This window comes from Pseudovibrio sp. W64 (genome assembly GCF_001623145.1).
GTDB lineage: Bacteria > Pseudomonadota > Alphaproteobacteria > Rhizobiales > Stappiaceae > Pseudovibrio.
Map to the genome: position 1 here is coordinate 202,526 of NZ_LMCI01000008.1, position 14,237 is coordinate 216,762.

Sequence of the window (14,237 nt, forward strand, 5' to 3'; positions counted from 1 at the left end):
GCAAAAAATGTTGGAAAATCAGAAATTTGAAAGAACCACAGACCGCTTGAACCTCATACGAGACGAGCTGAAGCGCACTGGATTGGATGCAGTTATCATCCCGCGTTTTGATGAGCATCAGGGGGAATATTGCGCCCCGCATGACGAGCGTCTGGCATGGGCAACTGGCTTCACTGGCTCCGCAGGTCTTGCGATTGTAACGGTAGATCAAGCGGTTATGTTTGTTGATGGCCGCTACACCGTTCAGGTGCGCAACCAATGCAGCAGCGAGTTCTTCTCCTACCAGCATATCTTTGATGAACCACTGGAAAATTGGATTTCCACCAATATGAAGGCAGGTCAGCAAATCGGCGTCGATCCGATGCTTATCCCCTCAGCTTGGTGGGATCGTTTTGCTGGTGGAGCTAAAGACACAAGTGCCTTACTGGTGGCAACAGCTAGCAATATCATTGATGCAATCTGGTCGGACCAACCAGAAAAACCGCTCTCTCCAGTTACTCCGTATTCCCTTGATAAAGCAGGTAAAACCAGCCTTGAGAAACGGACTGAAATTGCAGCGCACCTGAAGCACAAAGGCGCAAAGGTACTGGTGGAAACCCAGCCCGACAACATCGCCTGGCTTCTAAATGTTCGCGGTGATGACGTTGAGTTCAACCCTATCCCACATTCCTTTCTGCTGCTGAAAGACGATGGCTCTGCGAGTTGGTTCGTGGATTCTCGCAAACTTTCCAATAGCTTGGATGAGTATGAATTGGAGAAAGTGGAAACCGCAGACCCTGCCAGCTTCATCAGCTCGCTGGAAAAAATGGCTGGAGAAAGAACTCAGGTTCTGATCGATCCGATGTTCTCCCCCGTCGCAACCCGTCTTGCTGTTCAGGCTTCTGGTGGTATTCCCGTCATGGAACAGGGGGCGATTACGCTCACCAAGGCTAAGAAGAACGTAAATGAACTCAAAGGGTTGCGCGACTGTCATGTGCGTGATGGCATTGCATGGACCGAGTTTTCTGCTTGGTTAAAACGGGAAGTTCCGCAAAGAGCCAAAGCAGGCGATCCGGTGCACGAGCTGGAAGCGGACGAACGCATTCTGACCGAGCGCAAACGCCAGAAAGACTTTGTTTATCCAAGCTTTAGAAGCATTTCAGCTGCCGCCGGCAACGCCGCAATGTGCCATTATGCAGCTACGGATGCCTCCAATTCCGCGATCCTTCCTGACCACACATATCTGCTGGATTCCGGCGGCCAGTATCAGGATGGCACTACCGACGCGACACGCACCTTTGCGTTCTCGGAAACATCGGAAGAGTTTAAAGCTGCCTATACCGCTGTTTTCAAAGGCTTTGTCGCGTTGGCTTCACTGCGTTTCCCGAAAGGCACACAAGGCCACCACATCGACGGGTTTGCCCGCAGGCCGCTTTGGGATCTGGGGCTCGATTATGATCACGGTACCGGTCATGGGATCGGGCACTTCCTCTCCGTTCACGAACAGCCGCAACGCATCGGCAAGCCTTACAATCCGGTGGACCTCGTTGCTGGCATGGTAATGTCCATTGAACCGGGATATTACGTTGCAAATCAATACGGTATCCGGATTGAGAACCTTTTTGAGATCGTAGAGGAAGACGATGGTTTCCTCGTTTTCAAGAACCTTTCGTACATCCCCATTGAACCGCAGATGCTCAACATGGTTGATCTGACCCGCGCGGAAATCAAATGGCTAGGCGATTACAACGCTGATCTGAAACGGGTTCTTGGGCCGGAGCTGAGCCCTGATGCCTATGACTACCTGATAAGTTGCTGTGAGTTGCCGGAGTAATCACAGTTGATGCGATAAGAAAAAGCCCCGCAAAGCCAGAAGCTCTGCGGGGCTAATTATTTGTAGTTTAATGAGAAATCAGGCCGATACCTGCTCTCCAATAGCCTCAATGAGTAAAGCTTTTGCAGCTTCCAGCGTAAACTCAACCGGGTTGCCGCCAGCACTTGGATCCTTCACCGCTTCTTCTGCAAGCACATCAATCTTGTCAGTACCTATACCAAGTTCGGCCAGAGTATTCGGAACGCCCATATCCGAGCGCATCTTCATCACGAAAGCGAAGAAACCGTCGAAACCACCGGGAATATCAAGGTAAGCAGCGAGCTTCTCAATACGCTCTTCAATCGCACCTCGGTTGAACTTCAGCACCGTTGGCATGATCACAGCATTGGTCAGACCGTGATGGGTGTTGTAAACCGCACCTACCGGATGTGCCAGCGCGTGAATACCGCCAAGGCCTTTCTGGAAAGCCACTGCCCCCATAGCTGCTGCACTCATCATGTGGCCGCGAGCTTCGATATCATTTGGATTTTCAAAGACTTTCGGCAGGTTCTCCTTAACAAGACGCATGCCTTCCAGCGCGATGCCCTGAGACATCGGGTGGTAATGAGGAGAGCTGTAGGCTTCGAGACAGTGCACGAATGCATCAATGCCAGTTCCAACTGTGATCATCGTCGGCATGCCAACTGTCAGCTCAGGATCACAAATTACCACGCTTGGCAGGATCTTCGGATGGAAGATGATCTTCTTTACGTGGCTCTCAGAATTGGTGATAACGCTTGCACGGCCAACTTCAGATCCGGTACCTGCTGTGGTTGGAACTGCGATATTCGGATAAATCGCATCCGCATCAGCCTGCGTCCACCAATCGCCAATGTCTTCAAAGTCCCAGACCGGACGGGTTTGACCTGCCATGAACGCAATCAGCTTGCCAAGATCGAGGCCTGAGCCTCCACCGAATGCAATCACACCGTCATGACCACCTGCGTTGAAGGCTGCAACACCTGCTTCCAGATTGATCTCAGTTGGGTTTGGATCAACCTCACAGAACATGGCGCGGCCAAGACCAGCCTCTTCCATCACATCCAAAGTGCTGGCAGTGACTGGCAGGTTTGCAAGGCCTTTGTCGGTGACAAGCAGCGGCTTTTTTATACCAGCAGCTGCACAAGCATCGGCCAGTTCCTTAATGCGCCCGGCACCAAAGCGGATGGCGGTCGGGTAGCTCCAGTTTGCTGTCAGAGTCATTTTTCTTATGCCTTTTTAAGATGATACGATTTTGGACGGGTCAGGTTCTGGTAGCCGATCTCAGACAGAGCGCCGCCGCGGCCCGTGTCTTTGCAGCCTGTCCAGCATAGGGCGGGGTCCAGATAATCCGCGCGGTTCATAAACACGGTACCGGTCTCAATCTGAGCGCCGAGCTTTGCTGCCCGTGCAAGGTCCTGTGTCCAGAGAGACGCCGTCAGGCCGTAGTGACTGTCGTTCATCAGGCGGATTGCTTCTTCGTCGCTCTCCACTTTCATGATGCCGACCACAGGACCGAAGCTCTCTTCGCGCATCACTTCCATATCATGGTTCACATCCACGAGGATTTGAGGTGCGAGGTAAGCACCACCATCATCTTCCGGGAAGAGGCCCGCGTCGATCATAGGCTTTGCACCTTGCCCAACAGCATCTGCCACCTGTTTGCGTACCAGCTCTGCAAAACGAACGTTCGCCATTGGGCCGATGGTGGTTTTCTCATCCAGCGGGTTGCCGAGCTTATAACCGGAAACGATCTCAACAGCCTTCTTCACAAAGGCATCGTACTTGGAAGAATGGACATAGATGCGCTCGATACCACAACAGCACTGGCCGGAGTTGAACATAGCACCATCAATGAGTGTTTCAGCCGCAGCCTCAACATCCGCATCATCCATCACGTAGCCCGGATCTTTACCGCCCAGCTCAAGGCCAAGACCTGTGAAGGTACCAGCTGCAGCGATTTCCATCGCACGACCGCCACCAACAGAGCCTGTAAAGTTGACGAAGCCGAAATTGCGGCCCGTGATCAGGTGAGAGGTGGTGTCATGATCCAGGAAGAGGTTCTGGAATACCTCTGCCGGAACACCTGCCTCTGCAAACGCATTTGCCAGACGCTCACCAACCAGAAGCGTTTGGGTGGCGTGCTTCAGGATCACCGCGTTGCCAGCAATCAAGGCCGGAGCAACGGTGTTAATCGCAGTCATGTATGGATAGTTCCATGGTGCGATCACGAGGATGACGCCGTGCGGTTCCTTCTCGATGCGGCGCTCGAAGTTGTCGCTCTCTTCGGCAATGATCGGTTTCAGGCTTTCTTCCGCGATCTTTGCCATGTGCGAGGCGCGCTCGTTAAAGCCGCCAAACTCGCCACCGTAACGGACCGGACGACCCATCATTTTTGCGAGTTCAGGAACGATTTCGTCGTTCTGTTCACCAATCTTTGCGACGCCAGCCATTACCAGTTTGATACGCTCTGCAAGTGGACGCGCTGCCCACTCTTTCTGCGCGCTCTTGGCACTGGCAATGACGGCTTCTGCTTCTTTCTGGCTTGCCACCGGACGTTCTGCAAATACAGAACCATCAACCGGCGAAATACATTTTAGTGTTTTTGTCATGGTCAACTCATCATTCACAGCGTGGGCTGGTTTTATCAGGCCCGTTCAAACCCGCGCGCAACTTCCCAGTCGGTTACACGGCGGTCATATTCATCCTGCTCGATCTTGGCGGCATGTGCGTAGTGATCAATCACATCGCCCCCAAACGCAGCACGAAGCATCTCGGAAGACTTCATTTCGGTGGCAGCATCGCGCAAGGTCGTCGGAATTTCGCGAGCGCCCTTACCTCCGTAAGCATCGCCTCTGAACTCTGGCTCCAGCTCAAGTTCGTTTTCGATGCCATCAATGCCAGCAGCGAGCAGCGCGGCCATTGCCAGATATGGGTTCAGGTCTGCGCCGCCAACACGGCACTCAACACGCACAGCCTTGGTACCATCGCCGCATACGCGATAGCCAGCGGTACGGTTGTCCATGCTCCAGATTGCTTTGGTCGGCGCAAAGGTACCAGCGGCAAAGCGCTTGTAGGAGTTGATGTTTGGCGCAAGGAAATAGGTGATCGCACTTGCGTGCTTCAGCAAACCAGCGAGGTAATGGCGCATCATCTTGGACATGCCGTATTCGCCGGATGGATCGTAAAACAGAGACTCGCCATCCTTGCCCCAAAGAGACTGGTGCACGTGGGAGGAACTGCCGGAAGCATCATAATGCCACTTGGCCATAAAGCTGATGCTCTGGCCGTTCTGCCATGCGATCTCTTTACAGCCGTTTTTGATGATGGAATGGCGGTCTGCCATATTCAGTGCATCAGAATAACGGACGTTGATCTCTTCCTGACCGGCATCAGCTTCACCTTTGGAGCACTCGACCGGAATGTCGGCGCCGTTAAGCCCGTTACGAATGGCACGCATCACGTTCTCTTCCTTGGTGGTCTGGAAGATGTGATAGTCCTCATTATAGGCTGAGACTGGCGAAATATTGCGGTAGCCCTTGGCGTGGGCTTCTTCAAAACTCTCTTTGAACAGGAAGAACTCCAGTTCAGTCGCCATGTTAGCGGTCATGCCCATGCCTTCGAGGCGGTCGACCTGGCTTTTCAAAATGGCGCGCGGAGAATGTGGAACTTCTTTATGGGTGTGGTGGTCCAGCACATCGCACAGTACCAGTGCGGTGCCTTCCAGCCATGGAATAATGCGCAAGGTGGCAAGATCCGGCTTCATGACGTAGTCGCCATAACCCGCTTCCCAACTTGTGGCCTTGTAGCCATCCGGAGTGGCCATCTCCATGTCGGTTGCAAGCAAGTAGTTACAGCTGTGAGTTTCTTCCCAGGCGCTGTTCACGAAGAACTCACCCTGAAAGCGCTTGCCCATTAAGCGGCCCTGCATGTCCACCTGTGCGGCAATAACGGTGTCTATCTCACCGGTGTCGACCAGCTCGCGTAACTCGTCGAGGGTCAGTTTTCCGGTTCTACGTGTCTTTTTGGTTTCTTCTCGCAACATACCTGTTCCCCGAGGACCCTATTAAAGCGGCGGATGCCTGTGCCTCTCCTGCATGGCATCACCGACACTGCTTCGTTACTGTGTGGTGTGGCCAGCCCGAAAACCGGGCTGACCAATCTTGGAAAAACAGCTTAGCCGTAGCGATAAGGACGACCAGCTTTTGCCATTGCTGCGTTGTATTCCTTCAGGATCTTAACAACGCGGGCGTTACGCTCGGACTTGGCTGCAATCTCGTCCCAGAACTTGAGAGCTTCGTCTTCAACAGTTGCCCACTCTTCATCAGGAATGGAGGTCAGCTCCATCTTCTCGCCCTGTGTACGCAGCTTGGCTTCGCCTGCCCAGTACCAGTGCTGGCGGTAGTAGTGCGAACTATCCATGCACAGGTTAAAGAGGGTCTTCAGGTGATCTGGCAGTTCATTCCAGCGCTCTTCGTTGGCAAAGTAAGAGCCAGCCCATGCACCGGAGATGTTGTTGGTGAGGAAGTAGTTGGTCACGTCAGCCCAACCTACAGTGTAATCCTCAGTGATACCGGACCACGCAATACCGTCCAGTTCGCCAGTCTGCATTGCAACTTCAATGTCTTCCCATGGCAGGGTGACCGGAACAACGCCGAAGCGTGTCAGGAATTTACCAGCGGTTGGGAAGGTGAAGACGCGCTTGCCTTTCAGGTCAGCAAGGCTGCGGATCGGGTCTTTTGTCGCAAAGTGACAAGGGTCCCATGCACCAGCGGAAAGCCACTTAACGCCTTCTACTTCGTCATAAGCTTCTTCCCAGATTTCTTTCAGGCCCCAATGGTTAAACAGGGCTGGAACATCAAGGCTGTAACGGGAAGCGAATGGGAAATAGCCACCGAAAACAGATACATCTACTGGTGCTGCAATGGAGTCATCATCAGACTGCACAGCATCAATGGTGCCGCGCTGCATGGCACGGAAAAGTTCACCAGTTGGTACCAACTGGTCTGCGTAGTACAGCTCGATCTCCATCTCACCATTTGCTGCCTTGTTGAAGGCATCAATGGATGGCTTGATCACATGTTGAGCAAGTGCTGCACCAGCATATGTCTGAAGGCGCCATTTGATAGGACGACCTGCTGCATGAACAGCCGGAGCTGCAAGAGTAGATGCACCAGCAGCGGCGACGGTTGTTAAACCAGCTTTCTTAAGAAAATCACGTCTATTCGTCATACTCAATTCCCCTTGGAATATGAATTTCTGGATCCCTCAGAACCGGTGGACTTTTTATAGCGAGGGGTGTGATTTTTATCTGTCTCCATCCGGAATTCGCTAATTACTTCAATGGGTACGTTTGTGATGCCTTGTCATGTCACCTCGCGTAGTAAAGGTTGGGCAGCCAGAGCGCGATTTGCGGGAAGACCGTGACCAGAGCCAATCCAAACACCATGATTGCCACGAATGGAATGATGGATTTGTAGATGTCTGTCAGCGAAATCTCCGGCGGCGCCATGGCACGCATCAGGAACAGGTTGTAACCAAATGGCGGTGTCATATAGGCGATCTGGCAAGTGATGGTGTACAGCACGCCGTACCAGACCAGATCAAACCCAAGCACTTTGACCAATGGCACGTAAAGCGGAGCCACAATCACGAGCATCGCGGTGTCATCCAGGAACATGCCCATGACGATGTAGGAGAGCTGCATCAGCAGAAGGATTTCCCATGGGCCAAGACCGAGGTCACCCACGAAGAAACCTTCAATTGCACGCACAGCGCCCAATCCGTCAAACACAGCGCCAAACGCAAGAGCTGCAAGAATGATCCACATGAACATACAGCTGATCTGCAGCGTCTTTTCAGTGGTGATGTGCAGCAGGCGGAAGGTGAGGCGCCGTTTGAATGCAGCGGCCAGTGTGGCAGCTGTTGCACCAACGGCGGAACTTTCCACGAGACTGGTTACACCCATCAGGAACAGACCTGTCATCGCAAAGAAGATGAACAGCGGGATCACACCAGCTTGTAACAGGCGGATTTTTTCGGACCACGTGATCTCTTTGCGCTCTTCTTCAGAAAGGGTTGGACCCAATTCCGGCTGAAGGCGGCAACGCACCACGATGTAAAGAATGAACAGCCCTGCCAGCAGCAAACCCGGAATAGCACCTGCGAGCCAAAGCTTGCCGACAGGTTGTCGGGCAATCATGCCGTAAAGAACCAGTACAACGCTTGGCGGTACGAGAATGCCAAGTGAGGAACCAGCCTGAATAACGCCGGTCACCATGACCTTGTCATAACCACGACGCAGCAACTCAGGTAGTGCGATGGTTGCGCCGATGGCCATACCGGCCACAGACAGACCGTTCATGGCTGAAATCATCACCATGAGGCCGACTGTGCCGATGGCCAATCCACCATGAAGGCCACCTGTCCAGACATGGAACATCTTATAAAGATCTTCGGCAATGCCTGATTCAGAGAGCATATAGCCCATGAAAATGAACAGTGGCAGCGTGAGGAGCGGGTACCACTTCATCAGCTTCATGCTGGCGGAGAAGGCAATTTCGGAGCCACCATCACCCCACAGCAGAAGGGCGGCGATAACAGCAACGGAACCAATTGCAGCAAAAACACGTTGCCCGGTCAGGAGCATCAGCATCATGCTGGAGAACATCAAAATTGCGATCAGTTCATAACTCATGGCACCGGCCTCCCAAGGGCTGCGGCCAAGTCTTTAAAGAACGTCGCGATTGCCTGAAGCAGCATCAAGAATATTCCAAAACACATAATGGCTTTGATCGGCGCCATAGGTGGTGCCCAAGCCGAGTAGCTTTCCTCACCGTATTTGACTGCGTATTCCAATGAGGAAAGACCGCCGTAAAGGAGGAAGATGAGGTACAAAATCAGAAGCAGGATGGTCATGACATCCATGGTGGCTTTACGCCGTGGAGACCAGCTTCCGTAAAACAGGTCCATGCGCACGTGAGACTGTGTCTGCATGGAATAGGCGCCACCCAGAAGGTAGTAGGCTGCCATGGTGAACTGGGCTGTTTCCAGCGTCCAGAGCGGCGGTGCGAAAAAGGTCTTCGCGATTGAGGAATACAACAGCACCCCCAGCATCACGAAAATGAGGTACATGGCAAAGCGGCCAACATATTTGTTGATCCAGTCCACGTACCTGACGAAAACAACTATTCCCCTTGGCATTAATCTGCTGCCCTTGCTTTTGTTGTTGCTCCCTGCCCGCTCACAGTTGTTTCAGCGCTAAACTGTGGCAGGACTTGCAGAATTGCCTCTCCTAACAAGTCTGCAATTTTCTTCTGGTCTGCTCGCTCTGCGATTAAGTCGTTGCGCACTTCAATCATAACGTTTAGCAGGCCGCGGGATTGTGCCTGATCAACGAGGGTATGCGTAACCCCGTCTTCAGGCCCATATGGTTCGTTTCTTTGGATGTCGTAGAGATCTGACGGGCACAGTGCTTCCAGCAGTACATCGGCAAAGCGGGTATCGCTGTCATGCAGTACACCCACCTCAACGGCTCTTTTCTTGCCGTTGTAAACCGGTGTGAACGAGTGGATCGTGACCATCACCGGGAGTTGGCCTGCCGCATGTTTGGCGTCGATCACCTGTTTTAATTCGGACTGGAAGGGACGATAAAATTTGTTGGCCCGGTCTTGCCGCTGTTCATCATTCAACGAAACATTGCCCGGCACCTCGTAGATCTCGCTTTTTTCCGGCATGGCACTCGATGCTTCCGGTGGGCGGTTACAATCATAAACGAGGCGCGAAATTCGTTGAGCGACCAAAGGTGCGTTCAGCTTGGCGGAGAGAAGCTTGGCAATCGCCAAAGCTCCTGGATCCCAAGCCGCATGGCTGCTTGCAGCTTCTTCACTTAGACCGAGGCCATTTAGGTATGCAGGAATAAACTTGGATGCATGTTCGCAGACCAACACAACTGGAGCCGTTCCTCCTGTATTGATCGTTTCAACAGTGTCGTTGCCAACAGATTCTATCTGGTCAGTTTTGACTTCAGACAAGAACAGTCCCCCCGAATGCATCTTGTTTTTCCTTGTACTTTCAGTCTTTTTATTCGTAAAAGAGTTTCTGAAAGAAACGTTTCCAAGGAGACTAATCTGAAAGGAACGTTTCACAAAGCCTAAAAACTAGGCAAATATACATACATCAGGTAGGTGAGAGACGTGCGAGACCCAAATGAACAGACCGTTGCAGAAAAATTACGCGGACATTTTAATGGGTTAACTCGTGCAGAGCGTCAGCTGGCCGTCTCCTTGCTTGCAAATTATCCAGTCAGCGGATTAGGCAGCGTGTCAGAGCTTGCAAAGTCGGCAAATGTCTCTGGTCCGACGGTGGTCAGAATGGCACAAAAGATTGGTTTTGCTGGGTTTACCGAGTTGCAATCAGCCTTGAAGTTGGAAGTGGAAGAAACAATTTCCAACCCGATTTCTAAACAGGAGCGCTGGACCCGAAATGCACCCGATGCACATATTCTGAACAGATTTGCTGATGCGGTCATCGACAATCTGAAACAAACCTTACAGCAGCTTGATACGCAGGATTTTGATCAGGCTGTGGGTTTGTTGACGGAGCGGGAGCGGGCTGTCCACATTGTTGGTGGCCGCATTACACGCGCTTTATCGGACTATTTCTTTACGCATTTGCAGGTGATCCGTGACGATGTAATTGCCATCGCCTCCAACTCCAACACGTGGCCGCACTATCTCCTGAACATGAAACCGGGTGATGTTGTGGTGGTGTTCGATATCCGTCGATACGAACATGATATCCTGCGCTTTGTCGATCTGGCGCGCGAACGTGGGGCGGTTGTGATCGTGTTTACTGATCAGTGGACTTCACCAGCAGCTGTTAATGCGGAGTATGTTTTCAACGCTCGCATTGAAGCACCATCGGCCTGGGACAGCAGCGTTGTCATCATGTTTATTCTGGAAGCCATGATTGAAGCCATGACCACCTCCACATGGAAGGTGACCAAGGAGCGGATGAACACGCTGGAGAACCTGTTCGACAAGACCAAGATGTTCAGCAAGTCCAGTTAGTTGGTCTGCTGTCCCGTTGCACGCGCTGGCAACAGAGCCGGTGCGAAGAATGTCAGGTATTTGAAGCTGACATAGAGAACGACGGCTGTTGCCACATAAAGTTCAATGTGCGCCAAGGCTCTGATCTGCGCGACAAGACTGGCATTGGCGCCCAGACTTTCCATCCATGTTACCGTTTTAAAGAGCGCTGTTGCGCCAATTACGAGCGGAAATGTGAAGGCGGAAAAGCCCGGAGAAAATGGCAGGCGGAACAAGCGCAGGAATGAGATATAAATCAGCGCCGTCATAGCCACAGCAATTCCGCCAAGCACGGCGACCATAATTGGAGATGCATCGCTCGTCAGAGTGAGATAACCTGCAAGTGAAAGACTGGCAGGTGCAGCGAGGATCGCGATGGTTGGTTTCGCTGCATCGGGTACTTCGGCGTGGAAAATCAAACGATACAGCATCATTGGTAACATCAGCGCATAGGCGACCAAACCAAACCAGAGCAAAGCGTTCGCAAAGCCTTCAAACACACCGCCGGGAAAAGCAACGGCTGCCACGATGATTCCAACTGGTGGCACAAACCAGCTTGGGACCATGTGCTGTAGATTGAAGCCTTTTGCGCGATGATAAATGAACACAGATAACAACGTGAGATGCAGGCCAATGCCTAACAGCCAGAGCATCTGCCCGATGGTGAAATTGTATTGCGCGATGGCATAGGAAACGATCATAAGCGCCATTGCGGTTGTCGGGAGCACACTGCCAACAACGGGATGCCTCAGATCTTCAAAAACTGCGGTGTGCGCAAAAAAGATTTTTCCAAGCAGTAGCACGAGCAAAACGCTCGAAATCAATGCGCCCGTGAGTTGCAGCGCCCCTCCAAAATTGCCAGCATTTTCCATTGACCAGCCGAGACTTGCTATCCCTAGCGCGAGACCACCGAGAGGGGCCGGAACATGAGCCAGTTTGTTTCGAAGAGTATTCATCGGAAATGCCAATAACCTGAGGGTGAGAAGACAAAGTATGCAACTCCAGTTCCTAGCTGATTTGATATGTCCTGAAAATCTGAATATATTGAATAGGTGGTTCAGTAAAATTGAACCCCATACAATACTGTCCCACAGATTGGCCTTGAAAAGAAATGAATGTAACGTTTCGTCAGCTTAAAGTGTTTGTTTCGATTACGCAGGAAGGCTCGATCACAGCTGCGGCAGAAAAACTGTTTCTCACCAAATCAGCCGTTTCTATGGCTCTTGCTGAGCTGGAACGTCAACTGGGGTGGAAGATGTTTGATCGTGCCAACAAGCAACTCATCTTAAACGAGCAAGGCCGCCGTTTACTTCCTCTGGCGGATGAACTGCTGGATAGATCTGAAGCGATCACGCAGCTTTTTGAAGGGGATGATGCAACCAACGGTAACTTGCGGATTGGGTCCAGCTACACAATTGGTAACCACCTGCTGCCCACCCTGCTCGGAGATTTCCGTGAAAACACGGGGTATCTGCACCAGTCTATGAGCCTCTCCAATTCCACCAAAACCTGCAGAATGCTACTGGATTTTGAGTTAGATCTTGGGTTCATTGAGGCAAAGGTCAGTGACAAACGTCTCAAGGTTGAACCGTGGATGACGGACGAAATGGTCGTGGTCTGCGCGCCATCTCAGTGTCCCGCTTCCGATAAGCCGCTTGAGTTAGATGCGCTCGAAGGAAAGAGCTGGGTTTTGCGGGAACCGGGATCTGGCACACGAGAATATTTTCTGACTGAAGTTGCAGCGAACCTGGAAGAGTGGACAGAAGCGTTCGAGCTCAACAGCACCACAGCTATCGTCAACTCAGTCATCGCAGGGCTCGGTCTGACTGTGCTTTCTCGCCGCTCTGTCAATGCCGCCGTTCAAGATGGCCGCTTATCGATCGTGCCCTTGAAGCACAAGATGATCCGGCAATTCTCGCTGGTCTATAACACGGAGAAATACCAGAGCCCCGTCTTCAAATCCTTTCGGGAGTTCGCCCACAGCTGGACTTTGGGTCGGGAATAACGGGTAGCTTGCGCAATATTAGTTTTATGGAAATGCAAATAATCAGCGTTTGAATGAATTTCGAATATCGCACTCATTTCTGTGGTTTAATGGTCGTTTTTTCTAAAAACCAATATTTTACAGTAGTATATCCAAAACTCACTTAGTTGAACTTATAGTTGAAACTGCCTTAGTCTGAGCATGAAATAAGCGATTTATAGGAAAATGCATATATCTGGCTTGATTGCTGTTTAGATTCTTTCTAGCATTCCCCTTGGTTAGGGGAGACGCCAGTGTGTATTCAGATACCTTCAACTCAATCCTGCCGATATGAGCTGGATGAATGGAACACACGGCTGACTGAAATCTGTGGTCACTTTGTTACAAACACAGAAGCCGGAAGTGTCATGGGAAGTGCCTCCATACTCCAGCTTGGCGATGTTGATTGCGCCCGCGTCACTCACAATGCAAGAGAGATCACCCGTGGACCTGCTGATATCAGCAAGGATGGCGAGGCCTATTATTTTCTGATTCTGCAGCTTCAGGGAGAAGCGGAGCTGGAACAGAATGGACAAACCGCGCTGCTTTCCAAGCCCGGAGACATGACGTTGATCGATTCCGTCAAATCCTCCACTTTCCGGGCAAACCGTACTTTAGGGTCTGACCAGATATCCATTCATATCCCGCGCCATTTGCTGCATCGGTATTTCAATTCTGCTTATGCCTGTGGTCGCAAGGTCTCCGCGTTTTCCGGGGCTGGCCAGCTGATCAACGCCCACCTAAATCTGCTGCTTGAAGCGCAGCCGGGAAGTCAGAAACAACATTTGCTCTCAGGCGCTTTCAATGATGTGGTGAGTGCGACCTTTCTTGAAGAAGACACCAGTGCTTTGCAAGAAGGATATGACAAGCTGCAGTTCCTGTTGTCTCTTATTCACGACAATGCGTTGGAAGAGAGCTTCAATATCGATGAGCTTTCAAAGCTTTCCAGCATGTCGCGCAGTAGCATTTATCGTCTTTTCAGAGAACACGGATTGAGCTGTAACGAGCAGATCGCCAAGGTGCGTGTCGGGCGGTTCAAACGCGAGTTATCGCGCCGTCTGCACTCCCGGCAGGCCTTCAGAATCTCTCAGCTGGCGTTTGAGTTTGGCTTTCGTGACCTGTCGACCTTCAACCGAGCATTTCGGGCACAGGTGGGCATGTCTCCGCGAACCTTTGCAGAGCAGATACGGCAGAACGAGCCAGCTGTGAACCGATATGCCTAGTAAATTGCACAGGATGCGCAGACACAGCGATCCGGGCTCGCCTAAGCTTTGATTGGACGGATTTAGGGGGA

The 14,237-nt window shown here is 51.8% G+C and carries 12 protein-coding genes; 4 read left to right on the forward strand and 8 right to left on the reverse strand.

All coding sequences use genetic code 11. The annotated features are described in order from the left end of the window. The first annotated feature begins 7 nt into the window (after positions 1 to 7). The gene (locus PsW64_RS05300; protein ID WP_063302934.1) at positions 8 to 1,813 is read left to right on the forward strand and encodes a M24B family metallopeptidase; all 1,806 of its coding nucleotides are present in this window, start codon (positions 8 to 10) and stop codon (positions 1,811 to 1,813) included. Between the two features lie 78 nt (positions 1,814 to 1,891). Here the strand turns inward: PsW64_RS05300 and PsW64_RS05305 are convergent, their stop codons facing one another. The 7 genes from PsW64_RS05305 to PsW64_RS05335 all read right to left on the reverse strand — a co-directional run bounded on the left by PsW64_RS05305 (position 1,892) and on the right by PsW64_RS05335 (position 9,864). Beyond that, positions 1,892 to 3,055, reverse strand: coding sequence for an iron-containing alcohol dehydrogenase (locus PsW64_RS05305; protein WP_063293437.1), 1,164 nt, complete (start codon positions 3,053 to 3,055; stop codon positions 1,892 to 1,894). 5 nt (positions 3,056 to 3,060) lie between these two features. Continuing rightward, complete coding sequence (locus PsW64_RS05310) at positions 3,061 to 4,443, reverse strand: aldehyde dehydrogenase family protein (protein WP_063293599.1); 1,383 nt, start codon at positions 4,441 to 4,443, stop codon at positions 3,061 to 3,063. A 35-nt stretch (positions 4,444 to 4,478) separates the two neighbouring features. After that, on the reverse strand, positions 4,479 to 5,876 hold the full coding sequence (locus PsW64_RS05315; protein ID WP_063293438.1) for a glutamine synthetase family protein: 1,398 nt from the start codon (positions 5,874 to 5,876) through the stop codon (positions 4,479 to 4,481). Between the two features lie 131 nt (positions 5,877 to 6,007). Next, positions 6,008 to 7,063, reverse strand: coding sequence for a TRAP transporter substrate-binding protein (locus tag PsW64_RS05320; protein ID WP_057461334.1), 1,056 nt, complete (start codon positions 7,061 to 7,063; stop codon positions 6,008 to 6,010). A gap of 139 nt (positions 7,064 to 7,202) precedes the next feature. Beyond that, entirely contained in the window at positions 7,203 to 8,528 is a 1,326-nt protein-coding gene (locus PsW64_RS05325; RefSeq protein WP_063287599.1) for a TRAP transporter large permease, read from the reverse strand. Beyond that, positions 8,525 to 9,034, reverse strand: a complete 510-nt coding sequence (locus PsW64_RS05330) for a TRAP transporter small permease subunit (RefSeq protein ID WP_063302935.1) — start codon at positions 9,032 to 9,034, stop codon at positions 8,525 to 8,527. Before PsW64_RS05330 ends, PsW64_RS05325 begins: the two co-directional genes overlap by 4 nt. Continuing rightward, the gene (locus PsW64_RS05335; protein ID WP_063303114.1) at positions 9,034 to 9,864 is read right to left on the reverse strand and encodes an N-formylglutamate amidohydrolase; all 831 of its coding nucleotides are present in this window, start codon (positions 9,862 to 9,864) and stop codon (positions 9,034 to 9,036) included. The genes PsW64_RS05330 and PsW64_RS05335 overlap by 1 nt, the downstream gene beginning before the upstream one ends. Positions 9,865 to 10,026: 162 nt before the next feature. On the opposite strand from PsW64_RS05335, the gene PsW64_RS05340 reads away from it, so the two are divergent. Then, the gene (locus tag PsW64_RS05340) at positions 10,027 to 10,902 is read left to right on the forward strand and encodes a MurR/RpiR family transcriptional regulator (protein WP_063287601.1); all 876 of its coding nucleotides are present in this window, start codon (positions 10,027 to 10,029) and stop codon (positions 10,900 to 10,902) included. Here PsW64_RS05340 and PsW64_RS05345 read toward each other — a convergent pair. Next, positions 10,899 to 11,876, reverse strand: coding sequence for a TDT family transporter (locus PsW64_RS05345; protein ID WP_063302936.1), 978 nt, complete (start codon positions 11,874 to 11,876; stop codon positions 10,899 to 10,901). The two genes, PsW64_RS05340 and PsW64_RS05345, sit on opposite strands and share 4 nt — an antisense overlap. A gap of 155 nt (positions 11,877 to 12,031) precedes the next feature. Between PsW64_RS05345 and PsW64_RS05350 the strand changes: the two genes are divergently transcribed. Next, positions 12,032 to 12,925, forward strand: coding sequence for a LysR substrate-binding domain-containing protein (locus PsW64_RS05350; protein ID WP_063302937.1), 894 nt, complete (start codon positions 12,032 to 12,034; stop codon positions 12,923 to 12,925). A 272-nt stretch (positions 12,926 to 13,197) separates the two neighbouring features. Further along, positions 13,198 to 14,166, forward strand: a complete 969-nt coding sequence (locus PsW64_RS05355) for an AraC-like ligand-binding domain-containing protein (RefSeq protein ID WP_063302938.1) — start codon at positions 13,198 to 13,200, stop codon at positions 14,164 to 14,166. The last annotated feature ends 71 nt before the right edge of the window (positions 14,167 to 14,237 follow it).

Excerpts from the sequence above, each read along its gene's own strand:
- PsW64_RS05330 (WP_063302935.1), bottom strand. The coding sequence starts at position 9,034 with ATGCCAAGGGGAATAGTTGTTTTCGTCAGGTACGTGGACTGGATCAAC.
- PsW64_RS05350 (WP_063302937.1), top strand. The coding sequence starts at position 12,032 with ATGAATGTAACGTTTCGTCAGCTTAAAGTGTTTGTTTCGATTACGCAG.
- PsW64_RS05310 (WP_063293599.1), bottom strand. The coding sequence starts at position 4,443 with ATGACAAAAACACTAAAATGTATTTCGCCGGTTGATGGTTCTGTATTT.
- PsW64_RS05300 (WP_063302934.1), top strand. The coding sequence starts at position 8 with ATGTTGGAAAATCAGAAATTTGAAAGAACCACAGACCGCTTGAACCTC.
- PsW64_RS05325 (WP_063287599.1), bottom strand. The coding sequence starts at position 8,528 with ATGAGTTATGAACTGATCGCAATTTTGATGTTCTCCAGCATGATGCTG.
- PsW64_RS05305 (WP_063293437.1), bottom strand. The coding sequence starts at position 3,055 with ATGACTCTGACAGCAAACTGGAGCTACCCGACCGCCATCCGCTTTGGT.
- PsW64_RS05345 (WP_063302936.1), bottom strand. The coding sequence starts at position 11,876 with ATGAATACTCTTCGAAACAAACTGGCTCATGTTCCGGCCCCTCTCGGT.
- PsW64_RS05320 (WP_057461334.1), bottom strand. The coding sequence starts at position 7,063 with ATGACGAATAGACGTGATTTTCTTAAGAAAGCTGGTTTAACAACCGTC.
- PsW64_RS05315 (WP_063293438.1), bottom strand. The coding sequence starts at position 5,876 with ATGTTGCGAGAAGAAACCAAAAAGACACGTAGAACCGGAAAACTGACC.